The organism is Clostridium sp. BL-8 (assembly GCF_002006495.1).
In the GTDB taxonomy this organism is placed as follows: Bacteria; Bacillota; Clostridia; order Clostridiales; family Clostridiaceae; genus Clostridium.
On the sequence record NZ_LZZL01000005.1, the window covers coordinates 14,813 to 29,491 of the forward strand.

Below are 14,679 nucleotides of genomic sequence, written 5' to 3' on the forward strand. Positions count from 1 at the left end.
CTATATAACAGATTGACTTTTAAATTTGTTTTTATATTATTGTAAGTTTATTAAACATATGTCATTATATATGATAATGACATATATAAACTTTTTTCGTTCATTATTAACTAGAAATCACCAACTGACTTTTACCTATCTTCTCTAAAATATGGTTCCCCAAGAGCCTGTGGTGATGAATTAAGATTGTTTTTCTTTAATCCTCCTAAAACTAATACTACTATTGTAGCTGCATAAGGAAGCATTCCTATAAAATACTGATTTACCTCTATACCTGTACCTTGCAGCCTTATCCCCAATATATCTAGTCCACCTAGGAGGATAGCTCCAAAAATAGCTTTCAATGGGTTCCATCCAACAAAAATTACAAGTGCCACTGCAATCCAGCCTCGTCCTGCAGTTACATTTTCGGCCCATGAAGGTATGTAAACTAAAGATAAGAAACTACCGCCAAGTCCGCATAAAGCTCCTCCGATTAGCAAATTAACATATTTATATAATGAAACATTTATTCCTGCTGCATCAGCTGCATAAGGATTTTCACCGATCATTCTCATATTTAATCCATATTTTGTGAAGTTAAGATAAACAAAAATCACTATTGCACATATATAACCAAGATATACAAATATACTTTGATTAAACAATGCTGATCCTACAAATGGTATGTCACTTATTAATGGTATTTTAAAAGGAGCTAGAGCATTCCTAAAATTATCTGATAGTGTCTGCCCAACATAAGCTTTTCCAATAAAGCTGGAAAACCCTCCTCCAAATAAAGCTAATGCAAGTCCTGTAACAACTTGACTTGCCCTAAGGGACACGGTAAGGATAGCATATATAAGTGCTCCAATAGCACCAAGTAATCCACTGAACAAAAATGCTAAAAATATACTTTGTGTAGTATATCCAACAATAAACCCACCAATTGCACCCATCAGCATCATACCTTCAATTCCTAAATTTAAATTTCCAACTTTTTCACCCAAAACACATCCAAGTGTAGCAAAAAGTAAAGGAGTTCCTGCTATAACCGCTGATGATAGAAATAAACTAATTTCCATATGATTCACCTCCATCAGCTATTTGAGCTTTAGATTTAGAGGAAAACTCAAATATGAATTTATATTCCAAAAAGAATTGACATCCTAAGACGCAGAACAAAATCGTAGCCTGTATAATATCTGCAGCTGCCTGAGGTATTTGAAATACTGTCTGAATATACGAGCCTCCTTGAATTAAAACAGCAAAAGCTACTGAAACAACTAATGTCCATAGTGCATTAAGTCCTGCAAGCCAGGATATTATTATAGCAGTATTACCTACATTAGAGGTTAATTGAATGCTTAGTGTATTTGCAACAGCAGAGGCCTGTATAACTCCTGCAAGACCTACTAATCCGCCACTTATAAAAGTAGTTAAAAGTATTACCTTTTTTACGCTCATTCCAGCATATTTTGCAGTATTTTCACTTTCTCCAAGTACAGATATTTCATAACCCTTTTTTGTGTGATTTAAAAACACATGCACTGCTATGACTAAAACAAGTGCTATTATCCATCCTATGTGAATTCCAAATACCTTAGGCAAAATTGCATTATCACCAAAATTAGCAATCTTGGGAAATCCTAATGATGCTGGGTCTTTCCATTTTTCATATTGAAGATAAGTAATCCATTTTAAAGCAATATAATTCAGCATTAATGTAATTATAGTTTCATTTGTTTTTAGCTTTGCCTTTAAAATTCCTGCAATTAAAGCCCATAAGCCTCCACATAATACTCCTACAATTATCATTAATGTAAGCACTAAAAATTTAGGTGAATCTTTAAAATTTAAAGCTATAAAAGCTGCCCCAAATCCACCCATGAGCATTTGCCCTTCTCCTCCAATATTCCAAAACTTCATTTTAAATGCAATTCCTATCCCTACCCCTGCAATAACAAGAGGTATTGTTTTTACAATTGTCTCATTAATTCTATGACCGCTGCCAAATGATCCACTTATCATTGATCCATAGACACTAATAGGATTTTGACCCATAATCAAAATGAAAATACCTGTCAGTACTAAAGCAAGCAAAACTGCTGATACTTGAAGACATACTTTTTTCTTCCTGCTTAATTTTTTTGCTTTTACTATTTTCACTCTAAGCATGTAAGCCTCCTCCTTCCTCTTTAGCTATTTTTTTTAATTCCTTTTCATTGCTGTCTAAAGTTGCTTCCTCAATATACCCTGCCATCATCATACCTATTTGTTCTTTAGCTGCATCTTGTGCATTTACTATACCAATCAATTTTCCACCACATAAAACCATTATTCTATCACATAATTCTAAAAGTACATCCAAGTCCTCTCCCACAAATAATATAGATACCCCTTTTTCTTTTTCCTTATTTAAAAGATCATATATCTGATATGTAGCCCCAATGTCCAATCCTCTTACTGCATAAGAAGTTATAAGTACATCAGGACTTAAACTTATTTCCCTGCCCAATAATATTTTCTGAATATTTCCACCTGATAACTGTTTTACAGGATGGTCAATTCCTGGTGTTTTTATTTCCAATTGTTCGACCATTTTTAAAGCAGTATCTTTTAATTCATTTCTTTTTAAAAATAACCCTTTTTGCTCGTAATACTTCTTAAGTAGCAAATTATCTACTATTCCCATGCTCCCAACTAAACCCATTCCTAATCTATCTTCTGGTATAAGCCCCATTCTTATTCCCTTATTATGAACTTCTCTTGGAGGCTTATTAGTTATATCTTCTCCCTTAAAAATAAGTTTTCCACTCTCTACCTTTTGCAATCCAAATAAAGCCTCACAAAGCTCTTTTTGACCACTTCCTGCAACTCCAGCTACACCTAAAATTTCTCCTTCATTCATACAAAAACTAACATTATCAATTACTTTTGCTCCTAGACTATTCCTAATTGAGATATTTTTAATTTCATATAATAATTCCTTTTTATTCGAAGTTACTTTATCTATTTTTAAATCACTCTTATGTCCTACCATAAGTTCTGTAAGTTCATTTATATTTGTGTCACATATATTTAAAGTTTTTATATTTTTTCCTTTTCTTAGAACTGATACTTTATCACAGAGTTCCATTACCTCATGAAGCTTATGAGTTATTATTATTACTGCACAGCCTTGTTCCTTCATTCTCCGTACTATATTAAATAATCTCCCAACCTCTTGTGGCATGAGTACTGCTGTAGGTTCATCTAATATTAAAACATTAGCGCCTTTATATAGAACTTTTATTATTTCCAGCATTTGCTTTTCAGCTATAGACATGTCACTTACTCTTTTGTTTAGTTCTATTTTAAGATTATATTTTTCACATAAACTTAAAATATTTTTATCCACTTCTTTATTTTTAGTAAAAAACTTTCCTTTGTTTCCTGCAATTATATTTTCTTTTGCTGTAAATCTCTCAACTAATTTAAAATGCTGGTGAACCATACCTATTCCATATTCAATGGATTCCTTTGGGGATTTAAACTGAACTTTTTTTCCTCCTATAAAAATTGAACCACTATCAGGATTGTAAATTCCTGATAGCATGTTCATTAGAGTACTTTTTCCAGCCCCATTTTCTCCGAGAAGTGCATGAATTTCTCCACTTTGAACCTTTAAATCTACATCTTCATTGGCAATGACAGACCCAAAAGTCTTTGTTATTTTTTTTAGTTCAACACTCACACATTGTTCCATAAGAGACCTTCTTTCCTTTCCTCTTTATTATTTGCTGATTTGTCCGTCTACTCCTTCTACAAGCCAGTCAAAACTTAGTAATTGCTCATCTGTCATCTTTTGTCCTTCAGGTACCTTTACATTTCCACTTTGATCTTTAATAGGTCCTGTAAATACATCCCAAGATTTATCCTTCATCTTAGCTTTAACTTCATCAATTTTTGCTTGTGCTCCTTCTGGTGCATTTTTAGTTAATGGTGCTATATCAGGTACTCCTGTTTCTATACCACCCCAGTAAGCTTCTGATTTATAAGTTCCATCCATAACTGATTTTACAGCTTGTACATAATAATTTCCCCAGTTCCAAACTGCACCTGTCATATTAGTATTTGGTGCTGCTGCTGACATATCTAAATCAGATCCAAGACATGCAACTCCTTTTTCTTCAGCTGCTTGTTGTGCTGCTGTTGTATCCTGATATTGTCCAAGAACATCGACACCTTGGTCAAGTAATGACACAGCTGCTTCCTTTTCTTTTGCTGGATCATACCAAGTATTTGTCCAAGTAACTTTTACTACTGCATTTGGATTTACTGATCTTACACCAAGCGTAAATGCATTTACTGCTCTAACAACTTCTGGAATTGAAAATGCTGCTACATAACCAATCTTACCATTTTTGCTCTTCATTCCTGCTACTATTCCTGTAAGATATCTAGCTTGATAGCCTCTTCCAAAATATGTGCTAACATTATCAGCTGTCTTTACTCCTGAGCAATGGAAGAACTTAACCTCTGGATGATCTTTTGCCACCTTTAAAATATAATCCCCATACCCAAAAGATGTTGCAAAAATAACTTTTGCACCTTGATCAATCATATCATTAGCTACTTTTTCTACTTCCTGACCTTCTGGTACTGATTCTTTAACAATGGTTTCAACATTAGGAAGTTGTTCTTCTAAATATTTACGCCCATTATCATGTGCCTGACTATAGCCTCCATCTGTAGCTGATCCAACATAAATGAAGCCTACTTTTAATTTGTCCCCTGAAGCCTCCGTTTTTGCCTTTCCATCATCCTTAGCACCTTGTGTAGTTGAACCACATCCAACTAGCAGCATAGTAGAGCAAGCTACTGCACTAAGTATTTTAAATAATTTTCTTTTGATACTCTTATTCATAAATATTTCCCCCTTTAGATTTATTTGATTTTGTATTTATGTTAAAAAATATTGAATAAGCCTTAATGCTACTTTCTTTCTATAAGCTGCTGTAGATCTTTGATCACTAATAGGAGTCACTTTTTCTGAGTAAGCTTTTATTATCTCATCCAATTTGCCTTGTATTTCCTTTAAATCATTTCCTAGCATTAATTTTTCTGCATCTTTTACTCTAACTACTGTTGCACTTACTGATCCCAGCGCAATCCTTATATCTCTTATTTTTTTGTCCTCTATTTTTGCAAGTCCTACAAAGGATAATTTTGATATGGCTGAAGCTTTTCTAGCTCCAACCTTTTCATAATAAGTTTTATTAAATTCTAACTTTGGTATTATTATGCTTTCTAAAAGTTCATCTTTATTGAGAGCAATCTTCCTTGGTCCTAATATGAAATCTTCTATATTAACTTCTCTTGAAGAACTTTCACTAGTTAACTTAAGTTTTGCATCCAATGCATATAGGATTGGCAGAGTATCTCCAGCAGGAGATGCATTACATATATTTCCTCCAATAGTTCCCATGTTTCTTATGGCTGGTGATGCTATCTGCCTTATAGCTTCTTTTAATATTTCTGGAACTTCTTCCTCTCTTAAAAGAGAGGATAATGTGCATGCTGTTCCTATTTCTACAGCTGACGCTAATTTTTTAACTTCCTTTAATCTTTCTAAATTTCCTATATAAAGCAGATCTTTATTGAATTTTGGAAGAAGCGACGCAGTGTTTTTGTTTCTAACCATTAGATCAGTTCCACCAGAGTAAATTATCACGTCTTTTTCCTTCAATATTTCTAATGCCTCTTTAAAAGTGCCTGGATAATATCCTTCTACCATAAGCCATCACCTCTCTCGGCTGCCATAAGTATTCCATTTATTATCATGTTATAACCTGTACATCTGCATAGATTTCCTGATATACCTTCTCTTACGTCAGCTTCTGTTGGCTTAGGAAGTTTAGACAATAATGCATGTGCCGCCATTATCATTCCCGGTGTACAAAATCCACATTGTACTGCTCCTGCTTCTGCAAAGCATTTCTCTAATACTTCAAACTGTTTTGTTCCTGCCAGGCCTTCAATAGTTATAATTTCTTTCCCTTGAACAGAACCAATCGTAACTAGACAGGAATTAACTAATTCCTTATCTATGATTACAGCACAAGCCCCACATTCGCCTTCTCCACAGCCTTCTTTAGGTCCTGTTATATCTAAGTCTTCTCTTAAGAAGTCTAAGAGTCTTTTAGTATTAGCTTCCTCTGTAGTAATGGTCTTATTATTTATTTTCAAAGTAATTGCTTTACCCATTTGTTATCGCCTCCATTATCCATTCTGGAGTTACAGGTAATCTATTAACCTTTACTCCTAAGGCATTTTCAATTGCATTTGCATAAGCTGGTGCTGTTCCTACCAATGTCAATTCTCCTGCTCCTTTAGCCCCAAATGGTCCAAGATCACAAGGATTATCTACTAATTCATTTTTAATATTTACAACATCTTTAGCAGTTGGAATAATATAATCCGTTATACTGTGCTGCTTTATCTTTCCTGTTTCGTCACATTCCATGTTTTCACAAGAACCATACCCAAGTCCTTGTATAACTCCGCCTTGTATCTGACCTTCCATTATGGTCTCATCAATTGGAATTCCAACATCAAATACTGTGTATATTCCTATAACCTCTGTAACAGCAGTTATAGTATTAACTTCAACTTCTACCACATTTATTCCCCATGAATAGCTAGGATAGGCATCTCCATTAAATTTCGTAATATTCCAAGGTATTAAATCTGGATGTTTATAATTTTCTTCTATTAACTGTTCTTCTCCTCGAATCCAGCTTTCCTTAAGCCTTATTGCCGCTCTCTCAAGCAATTTTCCAACTACCATAATTGATCTTGAAGCTACTGTTGGGCCTGAATCTGGAACTCTATCTGTATCTGGATTCTCATATATTATTTTCTGGTAATCAAGGTTAAGTACTTTTGCTACAATTTTCTTAAAAGTAGTTTGAAGTCCTTGTCCCATATCTGTATTAGCTACTAAAATTTCTACCTCATCATTCTTGTGCTTTAAAAGCTTAACTTTAGCTTTAATAAAATCTCTTTCACCACTTCCAGTAAAACCGCAGCCATGCAAGAATACTGACATTCCAATTCCTTTTTTCATAATGCTCTGCTCTTTAGAATACTTTTCATACTTTTGGCTAAAGCCGCTTAACCTCTCAGTTTTTTGAAGCATTTCTTCAAGCTTCACGTCATAAGTAAATTTTCCACCTGTACACGTATCATCGCCAGTTTTTACAAAATACTTATGCTTTAATTCTAGTGGTGTACATCCCATTTCTTTTGCTATATGAGCCATATGTGTTTCAATTCCAAAGATACTCTGTGGACCTCCAAAGCCTCTGAAGGCTCCTGTAGGTACAGTATTAGTTCTAACTACACGTCCCTTAACTCTGACATTTGGTATTTTATAAACTCCTATTGCGGCTAACAAAGCCCTTTGCAGCACAACCCCAGATACTGTCGCATAAGCGCCACCATTTAATATGATCTCTACATCCATTCCAATTATTTTATTATCTTTATCAAGAACTGTTTTATAAGTTAATAACGCAGGATGCCTTTTGGTAGTAAATGACATATCTTCAATTCTATCTAAAATTAATCTCACCGGCTTTTTAATTTTATAAGCAGCTACTGCAACTTGTGCTCCTAGTAGAGAAGGATAATCTTCCTTACCTCCAAACCCGCCTCCAGTTGTAGTTTGAACAATTCTAGCCATATCTTCTTCGCAGCCTAATGCTTGTACCACTGCTCCCTTAACATAATATGGACATTGCATAGTTCCATACACAGAAATCTTTCCATCTTCATAAGCTCCTACTAGTCCTTGAGTCTCTAAATAAGCTTGTTCTTGGTATCCTGTATAAAATTCCTCTTCAATGATTTTTGAAGACTTTTTAATTGCTTCTTCTATATCTCCATTTTCATATTCATACTTATCAATTATGTCTTTAGAATTTTTCATATCAAAAACAGGAGTGACTTCTTCATATTCAACCTTAATAGCTTTTAAAACATTAATTATTTCTTCAAGTTCAGGACCTACTACTAAAAGTATAGGCTCCCCTATATAATTCACTTCTTTATCTGAAAAAACCGGCATATCATTTTGAATTATCTTTACCTTATTTACTCCTGGGACGTCTTTTGCCTCAACAATATAATATCCATCCTTTAATTCAGGAATAATGATATTCTTTATGACTGCTTTAGCTTTTTCTGAACGCAATGTTTTGGCATATAAACTGTCTTTAAATTTAATATCTGCTATATACTTAGCACTTCCATCCACCTTAATTTTATGATCAGCTTTTATAACTGACTTTCTTATATCATCCATAAGCCAAATCCTCCAATTAGCAATTGACAATTAACAGTTAGTGATGAAATTTCTTTACGGAATTTCTCACAAAAGTTATCTGCACTCTAATACCTTTATAATTTCTACTTAACCCTTAAAACACATTTTGAATTGCCTTCTTTGGACATCTTGATTCACATAGTCCGCAACCAAAACATTTGCTTGTATCTACCGTTACTTTATTTTCCTGAGTACTGATTGCAAAATATGGACAGGCATTTTCGCATAATTTACAATTAACACATTTATCATAATTAATTGTTGGGTAAATAGGGTCATATTTTACATTACCAGTTTGCAATTCAGTATTTAGTACTTCCTCTACAGAGTTAAATCCAAACTTCTCTAGTGCACTTGGAAGTTCATCAATTATCTTCTTATATAAATCTTTCCCTTTAAGCATTGCAGCAGATAGCATTTGAACTGCACTAGCTCCAGCAAGTAAGAACTCTATTACATCTTCTGCGCTGGCTATTCCTCCAACCCCTATGATTTCACATTGTGGCACCGCTTTCTTAATCTTATGAATCAGCGCTAATGCTATTGGTTTTATTGCTGGTCCTGAAGTCCATACTTCACCTTCCTTGTTCCCTAGCAAAACCTGTCTAGCCGCTGCATCAATCTTCATGCTTGGTCCTAAAGAGTTAATAGCTACAACTCCATTTCCTCCATTTTCTATGACCATTTTTGCAAATCCAACTGGATCTGGTATATGAGGACTCATTTTCATATAAACTGGCTTCTTTGTATGCTTTCTTATAGTCATTAAGGTTTCTTTTATTGTTGTTAAATCCTTACCCACATAATGAGTAGAAATTTCAAAAGCATCTGCAAATTTGTCAAGTTTAGGTATTAGATTATCCATATCCTCTTTTGAATACCCAACGCTTATAAATAACGGCTTCTTTATTTCTGCTTTTATCTCTGGAAGAAACTTATCTATCCATAGTTCTGGATTATATTCTGACCACAATTCAGCATTCATGATGAAGTTTTGTCCTCCAAATATGCATGGTCTAACTACTTCTGCACCTTTGCTGGATATTGTTTTTGTAACAATTCCTCCAACTCCAAAACTTGATATTATCTTCATTTTTTCACTATCACCAACTAATGGTCCTGACGCTGGCATCAGCGGATTTTCAAAATTTATTCCACTTAGGCTTGTATTTAAATTCATATTATTTCTCCTTATCTTCAATAAACATATTGTTTTCTTTTGTATCCCTGGAGCATAATTATCAAAATTGTTATTTAGTACTTTTTTGAGTCTTACTCCAAATTTCTTTAGCTATTTTTCTTGCTTCTCCGTATATCTTTTCTTCGTCTTCCAATAGTTTATAGTCTTTTAATTTAATCTTCCCGTTGCACCAGACATTTTTAGGCTTAAAATTATCCAACATTCCATAGAAAAAATGTCCAAATAGATTATCCTCATTCATTGGTGTAGGCGCATTATATTCTAAAGTTAAAAAATCCGCTTCGTATCCTTGTTCAATTTGTCCAAGCTTACAGTTTAAAAGCTTGCCTGCATATTCATAATTATTTTCTATAACCTTTTTAAGATTATTCAGTGAGTATGCTGTGGGACTTTTATATTTTAAATGCATACCAAACAATAGATTTAGCATTTCTCTAGTTAAATTGAATCCTAATCCATCATTACCTAAAATGCATTTTATATTTCTCTTTTCAAGCTCTAATACATCTGCAAGTCCTACTGCATTATTAAGGTTAGAAGTCGGGTTTAAAGCCACATAGATTTTGTGCTTTGCTAGAATATCCATATCTTTCTCCGTCAAATATATACAATGAGATAAAATTGAATTTTCTCTAAGCAGTCCATATTCTTCTAATCTTTCAATTGGAGTCTTATTATACTTTTTGATGCTGTCTATATTATCTTCATCACTTTCTGCAACATGTATATGAATTGGCATTCCTTCACTTTCTTTTGCTATCTTCTTTAAAGCTTCATTACTTAAGGTTAAACAGGCATGCATTCCAAACAATCCTCTTTCCATGTTTGTACTATTTTTGCCAAACTCTAAATTTTCCTCAATGCATTCATCTATAGGAAATCTTTCACTGCTCTCAAAACAGAATACTCCTCTTATTCCTAGATAATCACATAAAGCTCTTTTTAATAAATTTAAACTTCCTCTGATTTTTCCACTGGCATGATGATCAACTACAGTTGTAACACCATTTTTTATAAATTCCATTCCACTTACAATTCCGCTATAATAAATATCTTTTTCTTCAAGAACTCCATCTAGCTTCCACCACATCTGCTCTAAGAGTTCTACAAAACTTTTAGGATTAAACTCTGTAATCCAGCCTCTAGCAAAAGTTGAATATATATGGCTGTGACAATTCACAAGTCCAGGCATTACAATCTGATTATTACAATCAAAAACTTCATCTGCTCCTTTAAAATTTTCCATGGAACCAATTTCTATTATCTTTTTATTAAACAGCACATATGAATTTTCTTTTAAAGAATCATAATTGAATATCCTAGCATTTATTAACGCCTTAATCATATTTCTAACCTCCTTGCTAGATATTGACCTTTTCCTCCTAAAAATTTTCCTTCTTTAACTATGAATTTTCCTTTAGAAATCGTTGCAGTTATTTCACCCTTTAAAACTTCACCATTATATACAGAGTTATCATCTACTACTTTTGTTATTTTATTTGGATCAAAGATTACTATATCTCCATCACTGCCTGGCATTAATACTCCCTTTTTAGGATATAAGCCATGTATTTTTGAAGGCGCTGCTGTAAACTTAGGGATTATATCTTCTCCAAAAAGAGTAAACATATTTAAGAACGAATACTTCACTCCATCAATGCCCATAGGAATTTCACTTGTATATTTCTTATTTTTTAACCTTTTTGGATATGGACAATGGTCCGTACCTATTACATCAATTGCATCTATGTTATTAATCAGCTTTACTCTCTCTTCTTCACTTCTTAGTGGAGGAGTCATAGTATATAAATATCCATCTTCTTTTTCATATAGTAAGGAATTAAATTTAAAGTAATGAGGTGCACTTTCTAATATTATTGATGAATGTAATTGCTTAGAATAGATTTCTTTTATTCTTTCAAGTGTTGTCCCACAATTAGTATGAACTATATATAGAAGGCCATCCCTATATCGTGCCATTTCAGCAAGTTTTAAGACTTCAGTAATTTCTGAAATTGCAGGCCTTGAACTTTCATGATCTTTTACTAAAACATTTTTCTCTTTTATCATGTCATTGTTTTCCGCATGAACTAATATTCTCACTTTAGCTTGTTTAGAATATTTAAGCAGCTCATCAATATAATAATCTTTTGTCTGCCTATTAGTTGAAGCATAGGTTGTAAATAGTTTTACAGTTGGCATTCCAAGCAGGCAGCTTTTATTTAAAAGATCTCTGACCTCTCCTTCTGGATTTCCAAGAGTCACATGAAATCCATAATCTATTACACTCTTTTTAGCAAGTTCATATCTGTTATTAAAAGCTTCATCCAATTGACTAACATCTTTAATTGGATCTAAAAAATCTATAAATGTTGTTATTCCTCCCATTGCAGCTTTCTTAGATCCACTAAAGAAATCATCTTCCGATACATTGGCTTTAGCTTCTAAATTAAAATGTACATGTGCATCTATAAAACCTGGCAATACCATTTTCCCTTTTGCATCATATTTTTCTGTGCTTTCCAAATCAGATTTTGTTATAGTATCTATCACTCCATTTTTTATATAGAGATTACTTTGAGTAAAACTTCCATTTAAATATAATCGTCCATTTAATATTCCTAAATCAAACAATAATATCTCCTCCTTCCTATATTTAATTTTAATATTTGGTAATATAACTTATTACTTTTAATCTATATTTTCAACTGACTTTAAGCAGCAAAGTTTCGAATATGGTGTAACTTGAAATTTCAAATACCTATGTATATGCAAAAAGAGGCCTCATTTCCAATTTCAGAAATAAGACCTCTTTGTCCGTTTAATCTAAATTAACTTTTTTACTTTTATTAAAAATTATATATCTTTTTTAACACAAAAGTCAATAATATCAAAAAATCTTTTCAATATGGTTTTTTTATTAGAGTTTCTTTTACAGATTCATAATCCTTATCAGTGTCAACATCCATTAAAATTCCTATGTCATCTATATTTAAATATGAGCATTTCTTTTTACTTAAATATATTTTTAAATTAGAACCTTCATCTTCAGCTAATATATCATTTATAAGCGAGCTGCTTAACAAAATTGGATGTCCGCCTTTGTTATTATAACTCGGAATAACTATGTCATTTTTCTCTTTTACTATTTTTTTAACTACCTCTTTACTTATTAACGGATAATCTCCAGGAGTAAGCAAAAATCTATCCTGAGTAACACTTCGTATTCCCTTTTTTACAGAGCTGAACATTCCTTTATGAAATTCTTCATTATATACTACTTTTACCTTAGCATAGCCTTCAACTAACTTGTTTATCTTTTCGTTTTTGTAGCCGCTGACTACTATTATTTTATCGCATTCATCATATAAAGACTCTATGCACCTTTGTAATATCGCCTTTTTATTAATTTCCAGTTCCATTTTAAAGGCATTAGCCCTACTTGAATATCCAGCCGCAAGTATAACTCCATCTACACCCATATAAATTCTTCTTTCCTCATGTTTTGTACCAATTTACTAGTTTTCATTTATTTGCTTTATAAGTGTTCCATAATTTCCTTGTGAGTATTCACCATTTTTTATAACAATATTTCCATTCACAATCACATGAGATATACCTTCTGGATATTGTTCTGGTTCTATGAACGTTCCCTTATCTATTATCTCATCTTTATTAAAAATGACTATATCTGCTTTAAAGCCTGGTGAAATATATCCTCTATCTTTTATTCCCATTGTCTCTGCAGCTTTATAGGTCATTTTATACACTGCTTCTTCTAATGATAGGGCTTTAAGTTCTCTTACATATCTTCCAAGACCTCTTGGAAAAGCACCATATACTCTTGGGTGCGGCTTCCCTCCAAGCAATCCATCTGTACAAAAATTTTGTTCTTTTCTTTTCATGAATTTAATTACAAGTTCCTCAGAACCATAATAATCAATCATACCTACAGCATTTTCTTCCTCAATTAATAAATCTAAAGTTGCTTCTACTGGATCTTTTCCTCTCATTTCACCTAGTTCTTTTAAGTTCTTACCTATCACATTTTTGTTTTTATCAGTTTTTACTGAAGTAATATATATTCCATCAATACCTGCAAATTCAACGAAATTATCCCAATTACAGTTAGTCTCATAGATTTCTGGTATTATCTTAGCTCTCAACTCTTCTGATTTGATTCTCTCAAGCATTTTGTTAGTTCCACCGCTGTGAACCCACGGTGGAATTATGACACTTAACATAGTACTTCCAGCTTCATAAGGATATTGATCAAATGATATCCTAACGCCGTCTTTCTCTGCTTCCTCCATAAGTGAAATTATTTCCTCTGCTTTATCCCAATTATTCTTTCCGCATATCTTAAAATGAGAAAAGTGTATTTTCACCTTACTTTCTCTGCCTATTCTGATTATCTCTTTCATAGACTCTATGATTTCATTTGCTTCACTTCTCTGATGCACCACGAAAATCTTATTATATTCTGCAACCACCTTGCAAAGTTCAATTAATTCTTCTGTATCACCATAAGCACATGGAATATATATGAGACCTGAAGATAATCCTGCTGCCCCTGCTTCAAGCTCTCTTCTTAAAATCCTCTTCATGTTTTCAAGCTCTTCTTTACCTGCTTTATCAGCTGAAAGCCCCATTGCTTCCATTCTGATATTACCATGAGGAACAAGATAACATATATTAGATGTGAGACCTTTAGTTTCAATTTCATGAAAATAATCCGTAACAGTTTCATAATTCCATGAAATATCATCGCTGTCCCCTTCAAGTCCGCTCAAATTTTTTCTCCAGTCCTTAATATATTTCTTAGGTAAAGGTGCCATGGATATACCATCCTGCCCTAAAACCTCAGTGGTTATTCCCTGATATATTTTAGGTCTAATGTCTCTGTCACTTAGTATCTTCAGGTCGGAATGACTGTGAGTATCAATAAAGCCTGGTGCTACAACCTTTCCTTTAGCATCCAGTACATACTCCATTTCTTCTTTTTTATTACTTAATTCTCCGATTTCTTTAATTACAGAATCTTCTATTATAATATCTCCAACATACGCCTGCTTTTTACTTCCATCAACTATAGTTCCATTACTTATCATCCACTGCATTTTTATAA

At 33.1% G+C, this 14,679-nt stretch carries 12 protein-coding genes; all 12 read right to left on the bottom strand.

All coding sequences use genetic code 11. From position 1 onward, the window contains the following. Positions 1-131: 131 nt before the first annotated feature. Positions 132-1,064 (bottom strand): ABC transporter permease, encoded by a 933-nt coding sequence (locus CLOBL_RS01895; RefSeq protein WP_077857446.1) that lies wholly within the window; start codon positions 1,062-1,064, stop codon positions 132-134. Further along, a complete protein-coding gene (locus CLOBL_RS01900) occupies positions 1,054-2,157 on the bottom strand; it encodes an ABC transporter permease (RefSeq protein WP_077857447.1) in 1,104 nt (367 codons plus the stop codon). The genes CLOBL_RS01895 and CLOBL_RS01900 overlap by 11 nt, the downstream gene beginning before the upstream one ends. Continuing rightward, the gene (locus tag CLOBL_RS01905) at positions 2,150-3,727 is read right to left on the bottom strand and encodes an ABC transporter ATP-binding protein (RefSeq protein ID WP_077857448.1); all 1,578 of its coding nucleotides are present in this window, start codon (positions 3,725-3,727) and stop codon (positions 2,150-2,152) included. Before CLOBL_RS01905 ends, CLOBL_RS01900 begins: the two co-directional genes overlap by 8 nt. A 27-nt stretch (positions 3,728-3,754) precedes the next feature. Beyond that, on the bottom strand, positions 3,755-4,888 hold the full coding sequence (locus CLOBL_RS01910) for a BMP family ABC transporter substrate-binding protein (protein WP_077857449.1): 1,134 nt from the start codon (positions 4,886-4,888) through the stop codon (positions 3,755-3,757). 36 nt (positions 4,889-4,924) lie between these two features. Further along, positions 4,925-5,758 (bottom strand): xanthine dehydrogenase family protein subunit M, encoded by an 834-nt coding sequence (locus tag CLOBL_RS01915; protein ID WP_077857450.1) that lies wholly within the window; start codon positions 5,756-5,758, stop codon positions 4,925-4,927. Continuing rightward, entirely contained in the window at positions 5,752-6,228 is a 477-nt protein-coding gene (locus CLOBL_RS01920) for a (2Fe-2S)-binding protein (protein ID WP_009168382.1), read from the bottom strand. Before CLOBL_RS01920 ends, CLOBL_RS01915 begins: the two co-directional genes overlap by 7 nt. Continuing rightward, positions 6,221-8,329 (bottom strand): xanthine dehydrogenase family protein molybdopterin-binding subunit, encoded by a 2,109-nt coding sequence (locus tag CLOBL_RS01925; RefSeq protein ID WP_077857451.1) that lies wholly within the window; start codon positions 8,327-8,329, stop codon positions 6,221-6,223. The genes CLOBL_RS01920 and CLOBL_RS01925 overlap by 8 nt, the downstream gene beginning before the upstream one ends. A 115-nt stretch (positions 8,330-8,444) precedes the next feature. Continuing rightward, a complete protein-coding gene (locus CLOBL_RS01930) occupies positions 8,445-9,530 on the bottom strand; it encodes a 4Fe-4S binding protein (protein WP_077857452.1) in 1,086 nt (361 codons plus the stop codon). Positions 9,531-9,600: 70 nt separating this feature from the next. Beyond that, positions 9,601-10,896 (bottom strand): amidohydrolase family protein, encoded by a 1,296-nt coding sequence (locus CLOBL_RS01935; RefSeq protein ID WP_077857453.1) that lies wholly within the window; start codon positions 10,894-10,896, stop codon positions 9,601-9,603. Next, positions 10,893-12,185 carry an amidohydrolase family protein gene (locus tag CLOBL_RS01940; protein ID WP_077857454.1) on the bottom strand — a complete coding sequence of 431 codons (1,293 nt, stop codon included), beginning with the start codon at positions 12,183-12,185 and terminating at the stop codon, positions 10,893-10,895. Before CLOBL_RS01940 ends, CLOBL_RS01935 begins: the two co-directional genes overlap by 4 nt. Before the next feature lie 269 nt (positions 12,186-12,454). After that, complete coding sequence (locus tag CLOBL_RS01945) at positions 12,455-13,033, bottom strand: nucleotidyltransferase family protein (RefSeq protein ID WP_077857455.1); 579 nt, start codon at positions 13,031-13,033, stop codon at positions 12,455-12,457. 36 nt (positions 13,034-13,069) lie between these two features. Then, a complete protein-coding gene (locus tag CLOBL_RS01950; protein ID WP_077857456.1) occupies positions 13,070-14,671 on the bottom strand; it encodes a D-aminoacylase in 1,602 nt (533 codons plus the stop codon). Positions 14,672-14,679 lie beyond the last annotated feature (8 nt).

Coding starts and splice junctions, on each gene's coding strand:
- CLOBL_RS01910 (WP_077857449.1), bottom strand. CDS start 4,888: ATGAATAAGAGTATCAAAAGAAAATTATTTAAAATACTTAGTGCAGTA.
- CLOBL_RS01900 (WP_077857447.1), bottom strand. CDS start 2,157: ATGCTTAGAGTGAAAATAGTAAAAGCAAAAAAATTAAGCAGGAAGAAA.
- CLOBL_RS01925 (WP_077857451.1), bottom strand. CDS start 8,329: ATGGATGATATAAGAAAGTCAGTTATAAAAGCTGATCATAAAATTAAG.
- CLOBL_RS01920 (WP_009168382.1), bottom strand. CDS start 6,228: ATGGGTAAAGCAATTACTTTGAAAATAAATAATAAGACCATTACTACA.
- CLOBL_RS01905 (WP_077857448.1), bottom strand. CDS start 3,727: ATGGAACAATGTGTGAGTGTTGAACTAAAAAAAATAACAAAGACTTTT.
- CLOBL_RS01895 (WP_077857446.1), bottom strand. CDS start 1,064: ATGGAAATTAGTTTATTTCTATCATCAGCGGTTATAGCAGGAACTCCT.
- CLOBL_RS01945 (WP_077857455.1), bottom strand. CDS start 13,033: ATGGGTGTAGATGGAGTTATACTTGCGGCTGGATATTCAAGTAGGGCT.
- CLOBL_RS01930 (WP_077857452.1), bottom strand. CDS start 9,530: ATGAATTTAAATACAAGCCTAAGTGGAATAAATTTTGAAAATCCGCTG.
- CLOBL_RS01950 (WP_077857456.1), bottom strand. CDS start 14,671: ATGCAGTGGATGATAAGTAATGGAACTATAGTTGATGGAAGTAAAAAG.
- CLOBL_RS01915 (WP_077857450.1), bottom strand. CDS start 5,758: ATGGTAGAAGGATATTATCCAGGCACTTTTAAAGAGGCATTAGAAATA.
- CLOBL_RS01935 (WP_077857453.1), bottom strand. CDS start 10,896: ATGATTAAGGCGTTAATAAATGCTAGGATATTCAATTATGATTCTTTA.